The 22,735-nt window shown below is 66.3% G+C and carries 22 protein-coding genes; 10 read left to right on the top strand and 12 right to left on the bottom strand.

The annotated features are described in order from the left end of the window. From S101446_RS07245 to cysQ, 9 genes are all read right to left on the bottom strand, one after another. Entirely contained in the window at positions 1–1,410 is a 1,410-nt protein-coding gene (locus tag S101446_RS07245; protein ID WP_026019516.1) for a peptidylprolyl isomerase, read from the bottom strand. After that, positions 1,403–3,781 (bottom strand): LPS-assembly protein LptD, encoded by a 2,379-nt coding sequence (locus S101446_RS07240; protein ID WP_010506601.1) that lies wholly within the window; start codon positions 3,779–3,781, stop codon positions 1,403–1,405. Before S101446_RS07240 ends, S101446_RS07245 begins: the two co-directional genes overlap by 8 nt. Positions 3,782–3,801: 20 nt before the next feature. Beyond that, the gene (gene lptG, locus S101446_RS07235; protein ID WP_010506599.1) at positions 3,802–4,917 is read right to left on the bottom strand and encodes an LPS export ABC transporter permease LptG; all 1,116 of its coding nucleotides are present in this window, start codon (positions 4,915–4,917) and stop codon (positions 3,802–3,804) included. Then, complete coding sequence (gene lptF / locus S101446_RS07230; RefSeq protein ID WP_087608010.1) at positions 4,914–6,080, bottom strand: LPS export ABC transporter permease LptF; 1,167 nt, start codon at positions 6,078–6,080, stop codon at positions 4,914–4,916. Before lptF ends, lptG begins: the two co-directional genes overlap by 4 nt. Before the next feature lie 100 nt (positions 6,081–6,180). Beyond that, on the bottom strand, positions 6,181–7,638 hold the full coding sequence (locus S101446_RS07225; protein WP_087608009.1) for an FAD-binding oxidoreductase: 1,458 nt from the start codon (positions 7,636–7,638) through the stop codon (positions 6,181–6,183). Continuing rightward, entirely contained in the window at positions 7,635–7,796 is a 162-nt protein-coding gene (locus tag S101446_RS18405; protein WP_244184565.1) for a hypothetical protein, read from the bottom strand. The genes S101446_RS07225 and S101446_RS18405 overlap by 4 nt, the downstream gene beginning before the upstream one ends. Then, entirely contained in the window at positions 7,784–8,254 is a 471-nt protein-coding gene (locus tag S101446_RS07220) for a hypothetical protein (RefSeq protein ID WP_244184563.1), read from the bottom strand. Before S101446_RS07220 ends, S101446_RS18405 begins: the two co-directional genes overlap by 13 nt. Before the next feature lie 38 nt (positions 8,255–8,292). Next, positions 8,293–9,267 carry an L-threonylcarbamoyladenylate synthase gene (locus tag S101446_RS07215; RefSeq protein ID WP_048850421.1) on the bottom strand — a complete coding sequence of 325 codons (975 nt, stop codon included), beginning with the start codon at positions 9,265–9,267 and terminating at the stop codon, positions 8,293–8,295. Between the two features lie 9 nt (positions 9,268–9,276). Continuing rightward, on the bottom strand, positions 9,277–10,062 hold the full coding sequence (gene cysQ, locus S101446_RS07210) for a 3'(2'),5'-bisphosphate nucleotidase CysQ (protein WP_019090401.1): 786 nt from the start codon (positions 10,060–10,062) through the stop codon (positions 9,277–9,279). Positions 10,063–10,214: 152 nt separating this feature from the next. Here cysQ and S101446_RS07205 point away from each other — a divergent pair, with 152 nt between their 5' ends. The 9 genes from S101446_RS07205 to S101446_RS07165 all read left to right on the top strand — a co-directional run bounded on the left by S101446_RS07205 (position 10,215) and on the right by S101446_RS07165 (position 19,418). Further along, positions 10,215–11,681 carry a leucyl aminopeptidase gene (locus tag S101446_RS07205; RefSeq protein WP_026018373.1) on the top strand — a complete coding sequence of 489 codons (1,467 nt, stop codon included), beginning with the start codon at positions 10,215–10,217 and terminating at the stop codon, positions 11,679–11,681. 42 nt (positions 11,682–11,723) lie between these two features. Continuing rightward, positions 11,724–12,170: a DNA polymerase III subunit chi gene (locus S101446_RS07200; RefSeq protein ID WP_019084509.1), complete on the top strand. Its 447-nt coding sequence runs from the start codon at positions 11,724–11,726 to the stop codon at positions 12,168–12,170. Between the two features lie 53 nt (positions 12,171–12,223). Then, complete coding sequence (locus S101446_RS07195) at positions 12,224–13,075, top strand: aldo/keto reductase (protein WP_019084508.1); 852 nt, start codon at positions 12,224–12,226, stop codon at positions 13,073–13,075. A 124-nt stretch (positions 13,076–13,199) separates the two neighbouring features. Continuing rightward, positions 13,200–14,888, top strand: coding sequence for a hypothetical protein (locus S101446_RS07190; protein ID WP_087608008.1), 1,689 nt, complete (start codon positions 13,200–13,202; stop codon positions 14,886–14,888). Between the two features lie 6 nt (positions 14,889–14,894). After that, entirely contained in the window at positions 14,895–15,863 is a 969-nt protein-coding gene (locus S101446_RS07185; RefSeq protein ID WP_087608007.1) for a hypothetical protein, read from the top strand. Between the two features lie 2 nt (positions 15,864–15,865). Beyond that, positions 15,866–16,411: a hypothetical protein gene (locus S101446_RS07180; protein ID WP_087608006.1), complete on the top strand. Its 546-nt coding sequence runs from the start codon at positions 15,866–15,868 to the stop codon at positions 16,409–16,411. Beyond that, a complete protein-coding gene (locus S101446_RS07175) occupies positions 16,408–17,481 on the top strand; it encodes a hypothetical protein (RefSeq protein ID WP_087608005.1) in 1,074 nt (357 codons plus the stop codon). Before S101446_RS07180 ends, S101446_RS07175 begins: the two co-directional genes overlap by 4 nt. Then, a complete protein-coding gene (locus S101446_RS07170; protein ID WP_087608004.1) occupies positions 17,481–18,956 on the top strand; it encodes an NADH-quinone oxidoreductase in 1,476 nt (491 codons plus the stop codon). Before S101446_RS07175 ends, S101446_RS07170 begins: the two co-directional genes overlap by 1 nt. A gap of 6 nt (positions 18,957–18,962) precedes the next feature. Continuing rightward, positions 18,963–19,418 carry an NADH-quinone oxidoreductase subunit B family protein gene (locus tag S101446_RS07165; RefSeq protein ID WP_048850433.1) on the top strand — a complete coding sequence of 152 codons (456 nt, stop codon included), beginning with the start codon at positions 18,963–18,965 and terminating at the stop codon, positions 19,416–19,418. A gap of 133 nt (positions 19,419–19,551) precedes the next feature. Here S101446_RS07165 and S101446_RS07160 read toward each other — a convergent pair whose 3' ends face one another. The 3 genes from S101446_RS07160 to S101446_RS07150 are packed head-to-tail and all read right to left on the bottom strand — an operon-like array spanning position 19,552 to position 21,889. Beyond that, positions 19,552–20,418, bottom strand: coding sequence for a CDP-alcohol phosphatidyltransferase family protein (locus S101446_RS07160; protein WP_010506573.1), 867 nt, complete (start codon positions 20,416–20,418; stop codon positions 19,552–19,554). A 6-nt stretch (positions 20,419–20,424) separates the two neighbouring features. Then, positions 20,425–21,102, bottom strand: a complete 678-nt coding sequence (locus tag S101446_RS07155) for a phosphatidylserine decarboxylase (protein WP_010506572.1) — start codon at positions 21,100–21,102, stop codon at positions 20,425–20,427. A 34-nt stretch (positions 21,103–21,136) separates the two neighbouring features. Next, complete coding sequence (locus S101446_RS07150) at positions 21,137–21,889, bottom strand: methyltransferase domain-containing protein (RefSeq protein ID WP_048850436.1); 753 nt, start codon at positions 21,887–21,889, stop codon at positions 21,137–21,139. A 98-nt stretch (positions 21,890–21,987) separates the two neighbouring features. Between S101446_RS07150 and gloB the strand changes: the two genes are divergently transcribed. Beyond that, entirely contained in the window at positions 21,988–22,719 is a 732-nt protein-coding gene (gene gloB / locus S101446_RS07145) for a hydroxyacylglutathione hydrolase (protein ID WP_048850438.1), read from the top strand. Positions 22,720–22,735 lie beyond the last annotated feature (16 nt).

The raw sequence follows: 22,735 nt of genomic DNA, 5'->3' as shown, positions 1-22,735 counted from the left end.
TCAGGTCTTGGAGCGCATGTCGATGATCGCGCGGCGCTGCAGGTCACGGTTCAACTGCCGTGATGTCTGTTCCACGCGTTCGTTCATCAGGTGGTCGGCAATCTGGCTGGGGGTCTGGATGGCGATGTTGCGCTCATCACGGGTGCAGACCATCAGCACCAGGATGCCTTCGCTTGAAACCAGCGGCTTGCTGGTCTTGCCCGGGCCCAGTGGCTCAAGGATTTCGCGCATCTGGGGGTTGAGGTGGTTCAGCATGAGTTCGCCGGGATCGCTGGGGTGCTTTTCCCCCAGGTTCTTGTTCTCGGCTTCCATCTGGTCACAGTTCTTGGCTTCGTTGGCGAACGCCGTGGCGGTGTCCAGCGTCGCTTTCTGCTGGTCGGTCGGGTTTTCCGGATCCAGGGGCGCGTCGAAGGGGAAGAAAACCTGCCGGATGGTCAGGATGGTGGCCATCTGGTGGCCGACCGTCCGCCGTTCGGCAATGGTGGCGATGACATAGCCACCCGCGACGCGGATGGGGTTGGAAATGGCGCCATCAGGCATCTTGCGCGCCACGTCCACCACCTGCGGATCCAGCCCGTCTTCCTGTGTCCAGCCCATCATGCCGCCATCCAGCGCGCTCTGCCCCTGCGAGAACTGGGCGGCGACAATGGGGAAGGGCGCGCCCGCACGCAGTTCCTGAATGATGGTTTCGGTGAATTTCAGTTCGTTTTCCGTGTGGCGCGGATCTTCCACCGGTACGAAAATCTCGCTGATCATGTATTCCGGCTTGCCATCCTCACGCTTCAGCGCGGCCATGCGCTGCTCGATCTCGGATGCGGTAATGCGGCCATGTTCGGCCGTTTCCTGGCGCAGCACCTGCGACCAGCCGATCTGCACGCGGATCTGGTCAATCAGCGTGGTCAGCGAGACGCCATCTTCCGCCAGCTTGTTGCGCAGGGCGTTCTGGGGCATGCCGTTACGCTGTTCGATGCCGGCAATGGCGTCCCCGATCTGCTGGATCGGCACGTTGATATGGCGGTCGAGCATTTCCTGCATGCGCAGTTTTTCATCGATCAGCTGCCGCACGATCTGCGGGCGCAGCCGCTGCATCACGTCGTCGCTGACATCCAGCCCCGATGACAGGGCAAACAGCCGTCCGCGCGTATCGACATCGCGCTTGGTCAGGACCGCGCCGTTCACGGTGGCGATGATGGCGTCCTGGTCTTCCGCCGCCTGCGCCTGCTGGGCAATGGCGCGGGCCGTGCGGGCGCTGGCCGCCTGTTCATGACCCACCAGCGCCACGCACGCCAGCAGGGTTGCCGCAAGGGTGCGGCCCATGCGGCCCCGCCGCGATGCAGGGGAGGGGACAGCGCCACGGGAGGTGGGGAAGAAGGACATCCAGCTCGGTCTTTCGCGCATCAGGTCAGCCATTGATACCAAATGTACCGATGGTTTTGAACGTAAGGGAGAACATTACGGTTGAATTGCTCTGTTGGCCACCAATCGTGGTGTACTGCTTGAGATACATGACATCCAGCCCGAAACAGTCATTCTGGTATCCCGCGTCGCCACCCACCGCGACGCTTTCCTTGCGTGACAGGCTGCGGCGCAGGTAGGCGGCAATGTGCCAGTTGTCCCAGTTGGACGCCGCCCCCACCGTCAGTTCGCTGACGGGCTTGTAATAGATGTCGGGCGCCGCCGTGGTGTAGGGACGCTGGGCATAATAATAATAGGGCGTGACCGGTTCGAACAGATAGCCGCCCGTGACACGGAAATGGCTGAAGCCCGCGCTGCCCAGCGCATCGGCGAAGTCAACCTTGCCGCCATAGGGGTCAAGCCGCATCTTGCCGTCAAAATCAAAGAACTGGTTGGGTACGATATGCGTGCCCATCACCACATCCGACAGGTGGTGGTTCAGGCCGGAATAGGGCAGGCGGTTGTGGTCGATATGTTCCTGGAAGCTTTCACCGATCAGCACGTCGATCTGGTGGCCGTTCCATGTCCAGTTGTTATGCAGCCCGACATTGGCGCGCAGGCCACCATCCAGCCGGTCCGTGCCGGCATAGCGGTTGAGCGAGAACAGCGTGGAATCCGTGAATTCATACGACAGGCTGTCTTCGTTGGGGATGTTGCGCGACGTGCTGTTGCCCGTGTTGGGCGCGGCCAGGAACTGTACGATGGGTTCGAGGATCTGGGTGCCGGTATTGTGGTTGAAGCTGCGCAGGAAGGGCCAGTTCATCTTCAGGCCGACTGTGGGCAGCACCTGTCCCTCCACCTGCGCGCGGGTGGTGCGGGCGTAGTTGGGCTGCTGGTTCAGTTCGGTCGCGCGGTGGATGGCCGATTCAACATGCAGGGTCAGGTCCCATATCTGTCCCAGCGAATTGTGGAACGGCCGGTCCCAGTTGAGCGAAAGCTGCCCGCGCTGGTCCGATGTCCCGTTTTCACGATAGACGTAGAAATCCGTCGTATCGAGGCTGAACCGCCCACCCAGCGAATCCGGCTGGCCAAAATAGCTGTAGGTGTAGCGCGGCAGCACCCACGGCAGGTCCTGGTTGTGGATGACGCCCTGGTTCATGCCCTGGTAGCCTTCGGCATCAAGGCGGGAATACGATCCCGTGCCGAACCCTTCCAGGTAGACGTTGGAATTGAGCGTGTCCTGCCCGTATCCGCTGACACGGTAGTCACGCATGAAATTGGGCGAACTGGCCCAGCGTATATTCGCCCCGGCCCGCCACGTCTTGTTTATCGAAATCTGGCCATTGGCGAAGATATAGCCCTGTACGCCATGGTTTCCCGAACTGTCCACCTCCTGCCCGAAGGTGTTGACGTAGTCGGTGTCATGATGGGTATCGTACGCGATGCCACCGGTCAGGTTCAGCCGCGCATTGCTGAAATAGCGCCGGTAGTTTGCCGTAAGCTCCGGCCCGGTGCGGGTGGAAAACAGGCCCTGCAGCGTTACGTCAGACTGCCGGTCGATGACCCAGTAATAGGGAATGGTGACATACGTGCCCAGGTAACGGTCATGTGGCGTGAAGCCGGGGGTCAGGAAGCCGCTCTGCCGCCGGACCGACGGGTCGGTCATGGAGAAGGCGGGCAGGTAGAAAATCGGCACCCCGAAAAAGTCCACGAATGCGTCACGGAATTCCAGCCGCTTGTGCTGCATGTCATGCGTGGCGTCATAGGCGCGCAGCTGCCAGAACGGCGCGCGTTCGGGGTGGCGGGCGCATATCTCGCACGCCGTATAGACCACGCGCGTCAGGTCGTTGACCTTGGCGCCGGTGCGGCGCATGCCGTTCGCGGCCATGCGTGCATTATCCTGCATGCGGACATACAGACGGGTCATGATGCCGTCACGCATGCCGTTGCTCAGTTCGGCATATTCGGTAAACAGCACCGTGCCGTCTGGTTCCACCATGGCCACGTTGCCCCGGGCGGAGGCTATGCCGGTGTTGCGGTCATACACCACCTTGTCGGCGCGCATGATCTGGTCATTCTGCCACAGCTGCACGTTTCCGGTCCATGTCGCGATGCCGTTGCGGCTGTCATAGGCGACATGGTCGGCCTGGAACGTCATCGGGTCGGTATTGGAAACCGTGCCTGAGAAGGTGACGGGCGCCTGCGGCTGACTTTTCGGGGCGTGGATGGGCCTGCTGCGCCTGGGACCGTCGGGTGGCGTATCCGCCTGGGCTGTCCCGGGGAGCAGCGCGCACATCATCCCCCCCAGCATGGTGGCCGAAAGCAGCAACCCGCGCGGGAACTGCCGCAGGACGGCAGAAAGCCGTGGCGATGACGGCGCGCGCATGAGGGGAGCAGGACGGTCCATTAACCGTCCTCTAGATGAAGAAGTAGCGTGACCGCAAGACAAAGCCCGGCCCCGGTGGGGGCCCACGCGGCAAGAAGGGGCGGCAATGTGCCCGTTTCACCAAACTGGGCGGCGATCTTGGACAGCGCGAACAGCGCGAAACCGGCCGCGACCCCGAAGCTGATCATGCGTATGACCCCGCCACGCCGCGCGGGCCGCATGGAAAAACCGGCCGCCACCAGCGCCATGGTGCCCGACAGCACCGGCAGCGTCAGCAGGGTCTGGAAATGCAGCCGGTGGCGGATGGTGGAAAAGCCAGAGCGTTTCAGCTGCCGGATGAAGCCCGGCAGCGCCCAGACAGACAATGTATCGGGCGAGGCGAAACTTTCCTCCACCCCTGCCAGCGTCAGGTCGGCATGAAGCGTCATTTCGCCCATGTCGACGGGCAGTTCATCGGGGCGCAGCTGCCGCGCCCCTTCCAGCACCCAGCGCTCCTTGCCCAGATAGCCGCGGTCGGCCTCGATGCGGGTCAGCAGGTTGTCATCGGGACCAAGCCGGAAAATGGTGATGCCGCGGATATGCAGCACGCTGCCCGTCAGCCTGACATGGCGTGCGTGAATGATGTCCACCCCATGGTCCACCAGCCCGTTATCCCCCTGTCGCAGCCACAGCGTCCCCCCGCTCAGGTTAAGCGACTTGCCATTGTTGTCACGCAGGAACTGGCGGTCCAGCATTTCCGCCCGCCGGTACATGACCGATGAAAGCGGGGAGATGCAGGTGGTGGCCAACGTCCCGATCAGCACGGCGCAGGTGACCGGCCCCGCCAGGAACTGCCATGCCGAAATGCCCGCCGCCCGCGCCACCACCAGTTCCGATGAACGCGCCAGCCGCCAGAAACATATGATCCCGCCCAGCAGGATGCCAAAGGGCAGGATTTCAAGACAGGCGAAGGGGATGTGCAGGAAGGCGATCTCACTGACCAGCGAGGTCGGCACGTTGGGACGGGTGGAAACCCGGCGCAGCAGGTCAATGAAGTCGAACATGGTGATCAGCCCGGTCAGGAAGGCGATCACCGACACCGTGGCATAGGTGAACTGCCGGGCGATGTACAGCGACAGCGTGAAGGCAGGCTTCATGGGCGCGTGCCGCCCGCGATCGCCCGGGCTTCACGGTCGGCGCGCAGTTCGGGCCAGAACAGGATGCCCGCGCAGATCACGCCCGGCCCGATCGTGCACACCCACATGAGCGGCATGAGCTGCAGGTTGCGCGATGCAAGGTTCTGCACCAGCAGCGTCAATGCCTGCACCGCGACCACGGCCAGTATGGCCAGCACCGGACGCATGATGCTGGCCTGCCGGGAATAGCTGCCGCCCATCGCCCCCACCAGCCCGATCATGGCAAAGGAAAAGGCGCAGAAGGGGGTGCTCAGCCTGCGCCATGCCTCGATGAACATCTTGCTTTCGTCCCGGCGCGAATACAGCCGCATGTCCGGGTGAAGCAGTTGCGAGATCGGCAGTTCATTGGCGTCGGGCAGGCGCGTATGCGCGGTATGCGGGCTGGACAGGTCGATCGTGTTGCGGGTGAAGGTCAGCACGTTCAGCCGCCCGGTATGGCTGTCGATTTCCTGCCGCGATCCGTTGAACAGCACCACGCGTGGCTGGTCGTTGATGATGACCAGGTTGCCTTCTTCCGCCAGGATGGTGGCCTCGGCGCCGGGGGTGCGGTCGTCTTCCACCATGATGCCGTGCAGCGTGCCGTCCTTGTCGCGTGCGCGGATATACACGGTCATGTTGTCCGATACCTGCGTGAACACCCCGTCCTGCACCAGGAAGGCGGCCATGCGGTTGCGGATCTGGAATTCGTACTGGCGGAAGGCATGGTAAGAAACCGGCACGATCCAGACATTCAGCACCAGGCACGTCGCTGTCGCGATGGCGGCGCAGGCCAGTCCGGGCCGCGCCATCATGGCAGGTGACAGCCCGGCCGCCTGCATGACCGTCAGTTCCCGGTCGGTGCCAAGGCGCTGGTAGATGAACTGCACCACCACGAACGTGGTGATGGGCAGGATGACCGCGACGAAGGAGGGGATCAGCAGGCTGGTCAGTTCCAGAAAGACGCGCAGCGACAGCCCGCGCCCCACCACCAGCGACACGAAGTGCAGGGACTGGGTCAGCCAGATCAGCGTCACAAGCGCGCCCGTCGTCGCCACCAGCGCCAGCAGAAGCTGGCGCAGCATGTAGCTGTCCAGAATCGACAGGCGCGGCGCAAGGCGGTCAGGAACGGGGCGGACGGCAGGCATGCCCCTGTCTAACCCTGTTCCCGCCGGTGCAAAAGGGGTGATCCCTTCATGCATTGGGGTTGGCCCCAGCCTTCACTCTGCCGTGCAGAGGGTGACGGCCTCATGTCCCCGGCGTGACGGGCGGCAGGACCTTGCCGGGGTTCATGAGGTTTTTCGGATCCAGGGCGGTCTTGATGTGGCGCATGGCCGCCAGTTCCGCCCCGCCGCGCCATGACGGCATCATGTAGGGCTTGAGCTGCCCCACCCCGTGTTCGGCCGAGAACGAACCATCCAGTTCCTTAACGATCGCCGCCACCGTATCCATGATGTCATGGCTGCGGGCCAGGAACGTGTCGGGCGCCATGCCTTCGGGCTGGACCAGGTTGAAGTGGATGTTGCCATCGCCCATGTGGCCGAACGGGGCGGGACGGATGCCCGGTATCAGCTTTTCGCACGCCACGGTCGCGCGCGTGATCAGTTCGGGCACATGGGTCACGGGCACCGATACGTCGTTCTTGACGCTGGCACCCGCGCGGCGCTGGGCTTCGGCGTGTTCCTCACGCAGTTTCCACAATCCGGTGCGCTGGCCCTCGCTTTCGGCAATGACGGCGTCGGTGATGATGCCTTCCTCCAGCGCATCGCCCAGCACGTCCTCGGCATATTCGCGCAGGTCGGCGTCGGGGCGGGGGGTGGCCAGTTCCAGCAGCACGTAGGCAGGGGCCCGTTCCCCCAGCGGCAGGGTCGTGCCGGGGATCAGGTCGATCACCATGTCCATGCCGGTGCCGGACATGAACTCGAACGCCTGCAGCAGCGCTGGGTCGCGCGCGCGCAGCAGCCCCAGCAGTTTCAGCGCCGCCTGCGCGTCATCCACCGCACACAGGGCGGCCTCGATCGCGCGTGGTTGCGGGTGCAACTGCAGGATGGCCGTGGTGATGAACCCCAGCGTGCCTTCGGACCCGATCAGCAACTGGCGCAGGGCATAGCCCGTATTGTCCTTGCGCAGGCGGCGCAGGCCATGGAACACCCCGCCATCGGGCATGACCGCTTCCAGCCCCAGCACCAGTTCACGCGCATTGCCGTAACGCAGGGTGTTGTTGCCACCCGCGTTGGTGGCCAGCACGCCGCCAATCTGCGCCGATCCTTCGGACGAGATGGACAGCGGCAGCATGAACCCGGCTTCCCTTGCCGCGTCCTGCGCCGCCTTCAGCGTGGCGCCCGCCTCGATTTCCATGGTCAGGTCATTGGGGTCGATGTTGCGGATACGGTTCATGCGCGACAGGCAGATGACGACTTCATGCCCGCTGCCATCGGGGGTGGCGCCGCCCACCATGCTGGTGTTGCCACCCTGCGGCACCATGGGCACGTCATGTTCGTTACAGAACCGCACAAGCCGTGACAGTTCTTCCGTACTGGCGGGCCGCAGCACCGCCAGCGCGCGGCCGTGGTACAGGTTACGCCAGTCGGTGCAGTAGGATGCGGTATCGGTTTCGCCCGTAATCACGCCCACGGGTCCCAGCATGTCGGTAAAACGGGCAATCAGGTCCTGCCGTGCCGGTGTGGTGGGGGGGGAGACGGTCATGACGGCATGTTTCCTGCAAGAAGGGGATGGGCGGGCGGCATGAGCCAGGCCTGCCCATGATGATGGACGGGTGGGTAGGTGGCGCTGGCCTGCGCGGGGCTGCCGGACATGAACAGGTGCCACGTTTCGGTCAGGGCGAAGCCGGTCAGGGCCCCCACCGCCGCCGCCACCAGCAGGCCCGAACGGCGCGGGGGGGACGGTACTGCACGGCGGATGACAGGGCGGCCTGCGTTTCGGCACGGGCCTGCCGCGTCTGGTTCAGTTCGAACTGCAGCGCCTCATTATTCACCTTCAGATCGCGTATTTCGGTATCCAGCCGGCGGATGCTTTCCGTCAGCTGGGAAATGCGCTGGTGCGACTCCTGAATCTCCTTCGCGGCCGCCGCACTGGCCTTCGTGGCGCGGGGCGCGCGGGGCTTTGGCGGTGCCTTTTTGGGGGGATTGGGGGCGATGGCGGCAAACAGGTTTTTCAGCGCGCCGCCCGTCACCTGGTTCTTTTTCGCCCGCGTGCGGATTGCAGCCAGCGCGTTTTCCGACTGGCCAGCATGCTCTTCCAGTACGAGTGCAAGGATATCCGAAAGGATTTTCAGTTCCTTGGGGTCGATTGTGTCGCTCATTTCAGGGGCACCGGGATCGGATCATGCGGTTGAAACTATTATGCTCGCGGGCTGGCCGCACGGATCAGGCGGTCACGGATCGCACGGCCCAGCCCATGTTCGGGCACATGCTGCACGGCAATCCTGACCAGTCCCCGGCGGTGCCCCTCCATATCAAGAAACCGCAGCCCCGCGAAGAGGCGTGCTGCCGCTTCATGCAAATCACCTGTGGCGCTCAGGTTCCATGACAGCCCGCTGCCGGGCAGGGGGGGGCCGAATGCCAGCAGGGCCTCGTCGGGTTCCACCGCCGTCGCCTCCAGCCGCACCGGCAGGCCGGGCGCGTAATGCGACGAAAGCTGGCCGGGGGCGCTGGGACGGACATCATTGCCGCGGGCGGGCAGGGCCAGCGTCATGCCGCATGCATCCTCCAGCGCCTCCAGCGTGATGCCGCCGGGGCGCAGAAGGACAGGGGTGTCGCCACCCAGGCCGATGATCGTGCTTTCCACGCCCACGCGGCAGGGGCCGCAGTCAAGGACCGCGTCAATGCGGCCATCCAGTCCCGCCAGCACATGTTGCGCGTCGGACGGGCTGACCCGCCCCGACGGGTTGGCCGAGGGCGCCACGACGGGAAACCCGCATGCCGCCAGCAGCGCCTGCGTCGCGTCCCCCGCCGGGACCCGCACGGCGGCGGTGGGCAGGCCCGCGGTGGCGATGGGGGAAATGCCGCAATGCGCCGCGCGCGGCAGCACCATCGTCAGGGGGCCGGGCCAGAACCGTTCGGCCAGCCTGCGCGCCAGCGGCGTGGCCGCCACCTGCGCGAAGGCGGCGTCCGCACTGGCGAAATGGCTGATCAGCGGGTTGATGCCCGGTCGCCCCTTGGCGGCATAGATGGCGGCGACGGCGGTATCATTGCCCGCATCCGCCCCAAGGCCGTAGACCGTTTCCGTCCCGAAGGCGACCAGCCCGCCCGCGCGCAGGATCGCTGCGGCGGTGGCGATCCCCTGCGGGTCGTTATGCAGCAGGCGTGTGTGCATGGCCCCGGGTCAGGCCGCGCCGCGACACAGGAAATGCGGGTTGCGGAAGCCTGCCTTGCCATAGCCCAGCACCTTGCCATCGGGCGTGGTGATGGAGCCGCCGGCGGCCTCGACAACGGCCTGCGGGGCGGCGGTGTCCCATTCCATGGTCGTGCCGAGGCGGGGATACAGATCGGCCACCCCTTCGGCCACGCGGATGAACTTGGCCGCCGAACCGATATTGCCCAGGTGGGCTATGGTATGCCCGCCCAGGAATTCCTTCAGGCGCGGGTCATCGGCATAATGGCGCGACGCCAGAACGGTCAGCCCCTCGGCTGGTGGCTTGCGGACATGGATGGCCTGCGTGCCACTGGCGTCGATGCGGAAGGCCCCGCGCCCGGCGCCCGCGCCATATAGCTGGTGGTAGGCCGGCAGGGCCACGGCGCCCAGCACCGGGCGGCCATCGCGCACAAGGCCGATATTGACGGTGAAGTCGTCGCGCCCGGCGGCGAATTCCCGCGTGCCATCCAGCGGGTCCACCAGCCAGAACTCCCGCCCGGTATCGGTCATGATGCCAGCGGCGACTTCTTCCTCCGCCACGACGGGAATGGCGGGGGCATGGGCGCGCAGCCCCGCAAGGATATGTTTTTCCGCCGCGTGATCGGCCTCGGTCACAGGGGAACTGTCGGTCTTGACCTTGGTCGCGAACCCGCGTGCGCGGATGGCGCGGATCAGTTCGGCGGCCTCATCGGCAAGGCGCAGGGCCAGATCCAGAAGGAATCCGTCCTCATATGCTGGCATGGATGGCGTATTCATGCTGTTCGCATTAGCTTACTCATGGCGCGCCGTCATGCCCTTATCGGTGCCGATGGCTCCGGACAGGGTTGTATCGGTCCGGGGCGCGGCGTGCTGGCACGGGAATTTATCCTGCCTGCCCAACACCTTCGTAGCGGAGCACCGTGATCCATATGCTCGATATCGCCTTTTCCGATGCAAGCCTGCCCACCAGCGGCACCATTGCCATCCTTGCCGCCCCCGGCGCGCCCGCGGGGGCCTTCGCTGCGCTGGACGCGGCGGTGGGTGGTGCGCTGACCCGTGCGGCAAAGGCCGCAAAATTCGGTTTCGACGCCGCGAAGACCTGCGTCGTGCTTGCCCCCGGCGCGGGTTATGACCGCGTGGTCCTGGTGGGGCTGGGCAAGGTGGATGCGCTGGATGCCACCGTGGCCGAACAGGCAGGTGTCGCGGCCGCGCGCGGCCTGTCCGATGCGGGAACGGCCGGCGTGGTGGTGGCGGATACGGTGGCCCCCGACCTGGCCGCCCATGTGGCACTGGGCGTCGTGCTGGGCAGCTACCGTTTCGATTCGTACCGTACCCAGCCGCGCAAGGGCGATGCAGGACCGCTGACGGACGTAAGCGTGGCCTGTGCCGATCCCGCACATGCGCGCACGGCATGGCAGCCGCTTTCGGCGGTGGCGCGCGGCGTCTGCCTGTGTCGCGACCTTGTATCCGAACCCGCGAACATGCTGCGCCCGCCGGAATTCGAACAGCGCATCCTCGCCCTGCGTGACCTTGGGGTGGAGGTCGAGGTGCTGGACCGCGACGCCATGCACAAGCTGGGCTTCGGCGCGCTGCTGGGTGTGGCGCAGGGCAGTGACGCGCCGCCGCGCACGGTCATCATGCGCTGGAATGGCGGTGCGCAGGGCGATGCCCCGGTGGCCTTCGTTGGCAAGGGCGTGACCTTTGATTCGGGCGGCATCTCGATCAAGCCCGCCGCCGGCATGGACGAAATGAAGACCGACATGGCCGGTGCCGCCGCCGTGGTCGGCACCATGGCGGCGCTGGCGGGCCGCAAGGCGAAGGTGAACGCCGTCGGTGTCGTGGGGCTGGTGGAAAACATGCTGTCGGGCAATGCGCAGCGTCCGGGCGACGTGGTGCGCACGGCTGCGGGCCAGACGGTGGAGGTGCTGAACACCGATGCCGAAGGCCGTCTCGTGCTGGCTGACGTGCTGTGGTACACGCAGGACCGCTTCCGGCCGCGTTTCATGGTCAACCTTGCGACCCTGACCGGGGCGATCGTGGTCAGCCTGGGCATCGAGCGCGCGGGCCTGTTCTCCAACAATGACGCACTGGCGGGCCATCTGTCGGCCACGGGGGAACAGACGGGCGAGAAGCTGTGGCGCATGCCCATGGACGCAGCCTACCTTGAACTGCTGCGGTCGGACATCGCCGACCTCAAGAACATCGGTGGCCGTCCCGGCGGGTCGATCACGGCGGCCAAGTTCCTTGAATGCTTCGTGAATGATGTGCCGTGGGCGCATCTGGACATCGCAGGCACGGCGTTTACATCCAAGCCGACATCGCACGCGCCCCGGGGTGCGACCGGCTTTGGCGTGCGCCTGCTCGATCGCATGGTCGGCATGTATTACGAAGGGTAATGCCTGCCCCGCGCGGCAGGCCGGATCGGAACAGGGAACTCCATGGCGCAGATCGGCTTCTATCACCTGACGCGTTCACCGGCGCTGGCGGTCCTGCCCGCGCTGCTGGGTCGCACGCTGGCGGCGGGCAAGCGGGCCGTGGTCCGCTGTGCGACAGCGCAGCGGGTGCAGGAACTGGATGACGGGCTGTGGCGGGCGACCGACCCGCTATGGCTTCCCCATGGCACGCAGGCCATGGGGCATGGGCAGTGGCAGCCGATCTGGCTGACGGAAGGCGGGGACGTGCCCAATGGCGCCACCTTCGCCTTCCTGCTGGACGGGGTGGAAGTCCCCGATCTTTCCCCTTTCGAACGGGTGTTCGACCTGTTTGATGGCCATGATGAAGCCGCCGTCACGGCTGCGCGCAAACGCTGGGTGGCATGGCGCGAAGGCAGCCATGAACTGAGCTACTGGCAACAGCAGCCCAAGGGCTGGGCGCGTCGTAAATAGTTCCCCTGTTCGCCATGGCAGGGGGAAGGCATGGACGAAAGGCAGGTTGCGTAATGAAGACGGTTACTTTCCCCAATGGTACAACGGTGCCCGCGCTGGGCATGGGCACATGGAACATGGGGGACAGCGACAGCCGTCGCGCGGATGAAATCAAAAGCATCCATGCGGGTCTCGACGCGGGTATCCGCGTGGTGGACACGGCGGAAATGTATGGCTCCGGCCGTTCCGAAAAACTGGTGGGCGAGGCGATACGCGGGCGGCGCGACGACGTGTTCCTTGTCAGCAAGGTCGTTCCCTCCAACGCATCGCGCGATGGCGTGCGCAAGGCATGTGCCGCGTCACTGAAGCGTCTGGGCACCGACCATCTTGACCTCTACCTGCTGCATTGGCCCGGCAGTGTGCCGCTGGCGGAAACGCTGGCCGGATTCGATGACCTGATTGACGCGGGCATGATTCGTAGCTGGGGTGTGTCCAACTTCGACGCCGATGGCATGCGTGAAGTCGAAAGCACACCGGCCAGCACGCCCTGTGCCGCCAATCAGGTGCTGTACAGCCTTGATTACCGTGGCGTGGAATTCGATCTGCTGCAGCGTGACCGGGACGCGGGCATCGTGACAATGGCCTATTCCCCGCTGGGGCAGGGGGGCGACCTGCTGCGCGCGCCTGTGCTGAAACGTATCGCGCAGCGGCATACGACGTCCCTCGGGCCGGCCTCCACGGCGCAGATCGCGCTGGCATGGGTGCTGCGGCAGGAAAACGTGCTGGCCATTCCCAAGGCGGGCAGCCCGCGCCACCAGCACGAAAACCTTGCCGCGACCGAGATCACCTTGACGCGCGATGATCTGGCGGAGATTGATGAAGCCATAGCGCCGCCGCGCCGAAAGGAGCCGCTGGCCATGATCTGACCCGCCCGGCCTGCCGGGCGCATGCCGGAGGGGCGTCATCATTCCTGTCATCCTTGTCGTAACCGTATTGCTGGTAGGGGCGGCAGGGATTCTGCCGGTCTGCTGGCCACGGTTGGCTGCGGGAATGGTGCCCGTCCTGCGCGGCGGGTGGCTGGCCATGGGCGTCATGGCCGTCCTGTCCTGCCTTGGGGTCGCGTTGCCCGGCGGGGGGGTGCCATGGGGCGGTTTTTCAAATGATACGCATGATATCGCCCTGCTGGCGCCGCTGGGCATCGTGGGGTTCGCGGCATCCCGTGGCCGCGACCTTGCGGCCTGTGCCGGCGCGGCCCTTGCGGTGATTGGTGGGCCGGTCCTGTCCTGCATCGGGGCGGGATGGGTGCTGATCGCGCGCGTCCCGCATGACGATATGCCACGCATGGACGTGCGACAGGCGCCTGACCTGATTGCCCTGCTGCTCATGGTGGCGGTGCTGGTGTTTCCGGCCCATGCGGGCTGGCTGCTGCCCGGATTGTGCTGGCTGGCCACGCGTGGGCTGCTGGGCCTTTCCTTTTCCCCGCGCGTGTCGCCGCGCGGGCTGCGTCCCTTCCATATGGCCGATATCGCCGCGATGGTCGCCGCCATGGCGCTGTGGGGGCGCCTGCCTGCCGGTGGCATGGTGGCGGACATGCGCTGGGGTGGCGTGCTGATCGTGGCGGGCTGCCTGCTGTACATGACAGCGTCGTGGCGGGCGTTGTGCGCGGGCGACGGGCGCAGGGTCATGACGGGACTGCTGGGGGGCACGGGTGCGCTGGTGATCGTGCTGGCCGGGCTGGGCCTGCTGGCCCGCGCCGATGACCTGCCTGCCATGGCCACATGCGCCAGCCGCACGTTCATGCTGGTTGTGGGCACGCTGCTGACATGGATGTTCATGGCGCGCGCCATGGATGCGATGGAGCGCGAGGCCGGTGCCCTCGTGCTGTGCCGCCTGGGGGGGCTGGGCGTGCTGATGCCGCGCCTGTCGGCCCTGTTTTCCATCGGGCTTCTGGCGGAAAGCGGGCTGCCGCCCCTGCTGGGCTTTTCCATTATCTGGATGCTGCTGCACCTGCTGGCGGCCATGCCGCGTGGTGGTGGGCTGGGGGCGGACCTGCCGTTGCTGCTGGCGCTTCTGGCGCTGGGGGTGGGGTGGGCGGTGCGTATGCTTGCACTCGTGCGCATTGTCGCGGTCATGCTGTGCGGCAGGCCGCGCACGCCGCGCGGTGCCGGGGCGTCCGATCCGTCGGGGTGGGAAATGGCGACGTTGCTGCTGGCGGTGCTGCCGGTGCTGTGTGCCTCCATCTGGCCGGGATACTGGCTCGGGCTGGTAGCGGGTCATGGGCCGGGTGGCATGACGTGGCCGCTGGTGGACAATGTCGCACTGGCCTCGCCCGATGGTGCGGCGTTGCTGCATCCCGCGCGGCTGTGCCTGCTGGTGGCCCTGGTGGGGGGCGTGGTTGTGGTGCTGCGGCGCATGGCCTGTCCCACGCCCGCCCGTCAGGTCGCGGGCTGGCAGCAGGGCGCGCCCCCCGTGCCGCCGTGGATGGTGTTTGGCGACCCGCTGACGCAGGTGGGGCCGGGCAATCCCGCGCGCATGCTGCTGGACATGGTGGTGATGCCCGCGATGCGCCGGCGGTGCCTGCGTGATTACGTGCGCCTGCGGCGGCGGATGGGTCGATCATGGCCGCTGCTGGCGCGATACGTGGATGACCTGCGGCCGGGTGGCGTCATGGCATCCGCGCCGGTGGTGATGGCCATGGCGTGCATGGCGGCGCTGATATTCATCGCGTGGCATGGGTAAGGCCGCATGATGACGTCATTTTCCATTGCTGCGCGGATGCAGGCGCTTCTGCTGGCTGGCTGTCACATGGCACTGGTCATGGTGACGGTACCCGTATGGATCGGGCTGATGCGCTGGATGGCCGCGGTGATGGAGGGCGAACGCCGCCTGCCGGACCCGACCGCGCACTGGCGCACCCTGCTGCATGCATGGCGGCAGGTGGGCGTGCGTTCGGCGGCTGGCGCGCAGGTGACGGCGGTTGCCCCCTGGCTGGCGTTGGCCGCGGGCATGGTGGCGGTATTGCTGGTGCCATCCTTTTCCATTGGCATGCCCGGTGGCGACCTGTCGGATGTGCTGGTTATCGGCGGATTGCTGGAAATGGCCTTCCTCGCGCTGGTGGTGGCCGCCCTTGCGCCGGGCCTGGCGCGGCCGGGCCATGTGGGGCTGCGGGTCGTGGCCGGGGGGATCATGATCCAGCCGGTCATGCTGCTGGCCTGCGCCGTGCTGGGCATGTGCCTGCCCGATGGCACGCTGGCGGGACTGGTGCGGCAGGCGCATGTGGCGGACATGAACCTTGTGCGCGTGCCGCTGGCGCTGGTGGCCGGTGCGCTGGTCGTCGCGGGGGGCGGGGAAGGGGACGGCACGACATCACGGCTGTCCTCGGCCATGCTGGAGGATCTTGCCGGTCCCGACCGTGCCGTGGCCCAGTACGCGCGTGACCTGCTGGCGGTGGTGTGGATGATGCTGGCGCGTGACCTGATCTGGCCCGAAGGCATTGTGGAACCCGATATCCTGCCGCGTGCGTGGGTGCTGGTGCCCATGCTGGCTGCGGTCGCGCTGTGGGCGGTGCATATGCTGCTGGCATGCGGATGTGTCGCGGCGATACGGGTTTTCATGGTGTCGGGACAGCGGCATGCGGGCTGGCGGGCGGGGCTGGCGCTGCTGTGCGCCGTCATGGCCGGGGTACTGCTGTTTGCTGGACGGGGGATGGGCTGACCATGCTGGTACTGCTGTTTGGCGTTCTGGTCATTCTTTCGCTTTCGACGTCGGGGGGACGGGGTGGCGGCCCGGTCTGGCATGGCGCGTGCATGGCTGCATGCGTGTGCCTGTCGCGCTGGACCCAGGGGCAGGTCGGGCCGGCATGTGTCATGGCGGTGGGGCTGGCGGGACTGCTGGGGCTGCTGGGCGCGCAGATGCTGCATATCCCTGCGGCGGGGCGTGAACGCAGCGGCCTGCGCCTTGCAGGCGGGCTGGTCTGTATCGCGGTGCTGGCGCAGGCCGTCATGCAGGGACCACAGGTGGACATGACGGCGCGCCTTATGGGCATGACGGGGCTTTCCGCCATCCTGTGTGGCGTGTGGGGGGCGTGTATCGCCCGCGGGCCGGTCGCATTATGCGCGGGGCTGGCCTGCGGGCTGGATGGCGTCATGTTGCTGGCGGCGCGGGCGGACAGCATGCTGGTCATGGCGGAGGTGATTATGGCGGCGATCGGCCTGAACATCCTGCTGGCCACGCATCCCCGGTCGCATGGCGGGGCGGCATGATGGCGCCGTCGCTTTATGCCAGCCTGCTGGGCGGCTGGATGGTGCTGGCCCTGACCGCCGTGCTGGTGACGGGCGGGGCGCTGGCGTTGCGTGGCCTGCTGGCTGTGCTGCTGCTGGTCCTGTGTGGCATGGGCAGCGGCCCCGTCCCCGATATGGCGCGGATCCTGACGGGATGCGGCCCCGCGCTGGCATTGTGCGTGTGGGTTTTCGGGCCGCGCCGCGGGGATGGGGTCACCCCGCGTGAAAGGGAGGTGCTGCCCTTTTTCCTGTCTGGCATTGCCGCCCTTGCCACCGCGTTCGGACGGTGTGACCTGCTTGAGGCCTTTCTGGGCTGCGGACTGGTGGTGCGGCTTGGACTGGCGATCGGGCCGCGCGGGCTGGAGCGGGACGGGTGGCAGGCGCTGCGCATGGGGCTGGGTGGCCTGCTTGTGGCGCAGGGTGGCCTGTTCATGCTGCAGGCGGGTTGGGGGCATGTGCAGGATCAGGCCGGGGCGATCCTGCTGGTGGGCGGACTGCTGCTGGCCTGTGGCGTTCCGGGGCGTGCGGGGCCGGTTGCGCCGGACTGGAACATGGAAATACTGGCCGTCCTGCCGGTTCTGGCGCAGGCGGCCCGTACCTGGCCGGTCCTGTTGCCTGCGTTGACCTTCATGGGGTGCGTGTGCCTGGCATGGGCGGTCCTGTCGCGGCAGGGACGATCCTTTCCGGCGGGGTACTGGGCTGGCTGGGCCGTGCTGGCTGCGGGGCTGCCGGGTGGTGCCATCGGGGGGCTGCCGCTTGCCGCCTGCCTGCTGGTCATGGCCTGTATCACGCCATGGGGCGGTCGGCTGTCGGGATCCATGTTGTGGCCGCCCTCCCTGCCCGGCATGGCGGTCGTGTTGGTACTGGTGGGGGAAATGGGGGAAATTCCCCCCGTGGCGCTGCTGGCTGGCGCCAGCCTGTGGCCAGTCATGGCGGCACGCACGGGGGCGGGGCATGACAGGTCAGAATGGGGGCAGGCGTCGCTGTTGCTGGCCATCGGGTGCATGGTGCTTGGCTGTGCTGCATATTACCAGATGGGAAACGGGTGGTGATGACGCCGGTGGCTGACCTGATCCGCAGCGGCATGCCTGCCGCCTGTCCCGGGCGTTTCGTGCTGGATGAGCAGGGGTGGCATGACATGGCGGCGGCCCTGTCCCATTCCACCCTGCCGCTTCTTGGCCTGTGGTCGGACGGGGGGCAGGTGCATGCCCTGTTCATGGAGGGAACGCGTCCGCTGATGGCAAGTGTCGCGGTAACGGACGGGCGCTACCTTGCCCTGTCCCCGGCGCGGGCCGGGGCCAGTGCGTCTGAACGCATCATGCAGGATCTGTGGGGGATCGAGGCCATGGGGGCGACAGCCAGCGCCCCGTGGCTGGATCAGGGACGATGGCCGGTGACATGGCCCCTGCGCGACCGCCCCCCGCCAGCCCCTGCGCCGCCCGAGGGCGTGGAATTCATCGATGATGCAACCATCGTGCAGGCCGGTGGCACCATGCTGGGCCATGGCCCGGCGGAGGGGGATTTCAACGCGCCCTTTCACCTGCGTCTGGGCGTGCCGGGGGAGCGGATCATGCAGGTGCATTCCCGCATGGGCTACGCCCATCGTGGCCTGTGCGCGCGCATGCGGGGGGCGACCGTGGCGCAGGCTGCACGACTGGTGGCCCGGATTGATGCAACGGCCACGGTTGCCCACCAGCAGGCCTTTGCCGACGCGCTGGCGGTGATGGAAGGCAATGGCGCCAAAGGCATGCACGATGCGGCCCTGTTCGTGGGGGAACTCGGGCGCATCATGGCCCATCTGGATACGTTGGCCGTTGCCGCCGAGCTGCTGGCGGACCGGCGTTTCGTCATTCTTGCGGCAACCCTGCTGGAACGGGTGCGGCAGGCCTGTCGGGATATGTGCGGCAGTCGCCTGCTGTTTGACGTGCTGCCGCCTGTGGGCGGGAATGAACGGGGAATGTCCCTTCCCACGGAACTGCTGGCGGAACTGCGCGCGGGCTGCACGGCGCTGCGGCACCTGTTCTGGCGGCCGCGTGGCATGGCGATGCAGGCGCGGGGGCGGGGTATCCTGCGGGCGGACGTGGCCGGTCACTGGGGGATCGCCGGATGCGTGGGACGGGCCGGTGGTGTTGAATCCGATCCCGGACCCTACGGATCGCGCCCGCCCGCAGTATGGCCGGATGGCTCCTGCGCAATGGCGGGCGATGTGACCGCCCGGCTTGCGCTGCGGCTGTATGAAGTCGAAACAGCGGTGGAGATCCTGTCCACGCTGGATGCGGTCGCCCTTACGGCACCACCCGTGGGTGAATATGGATCAGGCGAAGGGATTGGCTGTGCCGAAGGACCGGCCGGGCCGGTCTGGCACTGGCTACGTGTTGAAAATGGCCGGGTGGCCGCGTGGTGGTGTGGCGATCCGGCCCTGCTGCTGTTTCAGGCGCTGCCACAGGTGTTATCCGGCGCGATGTATGAGGATGTGCCACTGATCCTTGCCTCCCTCGGCCTGTCGGCGGCATCGGCCGACCTGTAGGAAGGAATGATGGCGTATCTCAACCTGTTCTGGCCCGAAGGCACGGCGCTGCCCCGCATGTTGCCGCTGGACATCTTCCATATGGAAACCGGTGGCTGCACCGGCTGTGCGCTGGAACTGCGCAGCCTGTCGCGCGCATTGGTGGAAGGGCATTCCGATATCCGTTTCGTGTCCACGCCGCGACAGGCCGGCCTGCTGCTGGTGACCGGCAGCCTGACGGTGGAAATGGCCCCGGTCGTGGAACTGGCGTGGCAGGCCATGCCCGGTACGCGGCTGCTGGCCGCTGTCGGGGATTGCGCGGTGGACGGGGGCGTGTTCACGCCCAGTTATGCGGTGCTGGGCGGGGTGGAGGGTCGTGCGCGGGCCAGCCTGCTGCTGCCGGGATGCCCGCCGTCGCCCGCGGAAATACTTGACGCCCTTATCCGCTGGCGCATGCAGGGTGAAGACGAACTGTCCGCATGAAATATAAAGAGGACGAAAGCTTTCGGGTGCCGCCTCTTTTTTCAAAAAGGCGGCGTTCCCTGAAGCTTTAAAAAAAGCTTCACCAGACACGCTTATCGGTCTGCTGGCTGTCCCGGGAACAGGGGACGGGCGATCAGGCCGAAGGCGAGGCCAGAGGCTGATCGTCGTTTTCCTGCAGGGCCTCGGCCTCGCGGCGCAGACGGTGGAAGCTCCGCCTGCTCATGGGCAGCAGCAGGATGTAGATGATCCCGGCGGCTGCCAGCGCGCCCCATGGTTCGGCCACCAGAACGGCGGCATAGGCCCCCGTGCCCAGCATGGTGGGCAGGATCATGGGGGACGGGACCTTGAAGTTCTTGAATGACCAGACCGGCAGGGTCGAGACCAGCAGGAAGGCCGTGCCGCTGAGTGTCAGCGCGGGCAGGAGCGGGTCGCGCGTCAGTTCATACAACCAGTCACAATGCAGGTGCTGCGCCTCCAGCCCCAGGAAGAGCGGGAACAACGCCAGCCCCGCGCCCGCAGGGGCCGGGACGCCGGTAAAGAAGTTGCTGGCGTATTTGGGCTGGTTGGCATCGTCATCGAGGCTGGCGTTGAACCGCGCCAGACGCAGCGCCATGCAGACCGTGAACATGATGCACGGGATGTAGCCAAAACGGCCGCCTTCATGCAGTGCCCACAGGTACAGCACGAAAGCAGGGGCCACGCCAAAGCACAGGAAATCCGACAGGCTGTCGAATTCCGCCCCGAAACGACTCGTGCCGCGCAGCAGGCGCGCAATGCGGCCATCCAGCCCGTCAATGCAGGCGGCGATCAGCAGTGCGGTGGCGGCGCTGCCAAAGCGTCCCTCCAGCCCGAATCGCATGCCCGTCAGGCCCGCGCACAGGCCCAGCATGGTCATCAGGTTGGGGATCATCCGGTTGAACGACAGACCCCGGACGCGGGGGCGCTGGCGTTTTTTCAGGCGTCGTATACGGCGTACCGGTGTGGTGGGAGGGGTGGCCATGCCGGATTAAAGCCGTGCCATCACGGTTTCGCCACCAATCATGGTCTGTCCGACTTCAACCAGTGGTGTGACATCGGGCGGCAGGTACAGGTCGGTGCGCGAGCCAAAGCGGATCAGGCCGAAACGTTCGCCGGTTTCGTACTGCATGCCTTCCTCGGCATCACACAGGATGCGGCGTGCGATCAGCCCCGCGATCTGGACCACGGCAACCTGCCTGCCATCCTTCAGCGTCACGCGCAGCGCGTTGCGTTCGTTCAGTTCGGACGCCTTGTCCAGGCTGGCGTTCAGGAACTGCCCGGCATGGTAGGCGATCCGTGTCACGGTGCCCGCGACCGGCATGCGGTTCACATGCACGTCCAGAACCGACAGGAAGGTGGCAACCCGCCACACCGGGGCGTCGCCCATGTCCAGTTCCGGCGGGGGGGCCACTTTCTCGATCGACACGATGTGCCCGTCGGCAGGGGCGACCGCCAGGTTCGGTTCGGCCGGCGTGACGCGCTCGGGGTCACGGAAGAAATACAGGCAGAAGCCAAAGAACAGGCCACTGGCCGTGCCAAGCCACCGGGTCACCCGGAACGGCAGCAGCCGACCGATGATGGCCCCGGCCCCCGACGCGAGGAGAAAAGGGCGCGCGGCCGGGTGCGGCGGGGCGATGACGAGCTTGAGGGATTGAATCAGCGACATGGGATAATGTTCATGGAGATTTCAGTAAAATTGGTCAAGTATTCTGCATGTCGCGCGGTTGCCGCCGTGGCGTGGTATTTCGTGAAAAAACCCGTGCCTGCCGCAGGCGCAGCCCCGTCGGCACCAGTGTCGCGGGGCGCGCGGGCACGGCGGCGTATATGTCCTTGACCGCTTCGATCATGCACACCCCGCCCAGCCGGGGAAACAGGTTGCGCCCCGTCCATTCCACCATGCGGACCGGACCTGCGGGGCATGGCCCGGCGGGCGGGACATACAGCGCGTCTTCATGGCGCTGCGCCTGGAAACAGGCATTGGCCAGCCAGCGCGTGATCTGCCGGCGTGAAAATGGCGTGCCCTGCCCGAAGGGGGAATTGTCGGTATGCGCCCACAGCCCCGCCCGGTTGGGCACGACCAGCAGCAGTCGCCCGTCATCCTTCAGGATTTTCCATACCTGCCGCAGCAGGCTGTTCTTGTCCTCGCTGACCTCCAGCGCATGGATCATCACGATACGGTCGAATTTCAGGTCATCGAATGGCAGGTGCGTGCCGGTTACGATACAGTCCCGCCCATGCCATGGCAGCGCATCGCGCGTGACGTGCGTGTCCAGCCGCGCCGACATGCATGGCCTGTCGGGCCGGTCCCACAGCGGCAGGAAGGGCAGCGCGTAACCAAGGCCAAGCGTGTGGCCCTGCGTGCCTTCGGGCCAGAAGGCGGCCATGCGCTGGCACAGCAGGCGGGCGGCCGCCTGACCCCGGCGGGTGGCATAGAAACTTGCGGCGGTGTGCATGTTCGCTGGCATTGGTACACACTAGCACACCCCGCCGCCCGGGCCATCACGTCATGCCGGGCATTCAGGCCATGCAACCAAAGTGCTGGAGGACAGCCATGACGCAGAAGTTGGACATAAAGGCGATTCCCATCCTGTCGGACAATTATGCCTGGTTCGTGCATGATGGCGTAACGGGGGCGGCCGGCATGGTTGACCCGGCGCAGGAAGCGCCCCTGACTGCCGCCATCGACGCGGCGGGGGGCAGGCTGGACCTGATTTTCCTGACCCATCACCATGCCGACCATATCGCGGCGGCTGACGCCCTGCGCCAGCGTTATGGCGCGCGGATCGTGGGACCGGCAGCGGAGGCCGCCCGCCTGCCACGCCTTGATATCGCGGTGCGCGACGGGGATGTCGTGGCCCTGGGGCAGTCCCGGGCGCAGGTGATCGCAACACCGGGGCATACGGCGGGGGAGGTATCCTATTATTTTCCCGACGGCCCGGCGCTGTTCTGTGGCGATACGCTGTTCAGCATGGGGTGCGGGCGACTGTTCGAGGGGACGCCCGCCGACATGTTCGCCAGCCTGCAACGCATCAAGGCCCTGCCGGATGACACGCTGATCTGCTGCGGACATGAATATACCCAGTCCAATGCCCGTTTTGCCCTGCATGTCGATCCGGATAACGCCGCGCTGAAACAGCGTGCGGGCCAGGTGGCGGACCTGCGGCGCAGGGGATTGCCAACCCTGCCGGTGCCGCTGTCGGTGGAACGTCTGACCAACCCCTTCCTGCGTGCGGGCGACGTGGCGACCCTGGCGCGGTTGCGCGGTGAAAAGGACAGTTTCTGACAGACTGCGTCATGTT

The sequence above is a fragment of the Komagataeibacter europaeus genome, from assembly GCF_002173515.1.
Taxonomy (GTDB): Bacteria; Pseudomonadota; Alphaproteobacteria; order Acetobacterales; family Acetobacteraceae; genus Komagataeibacter; species Komagataeibacter europaeus.
This window is presented reverse-complemented; position numbering and strand designations above follow the sequence as displayed.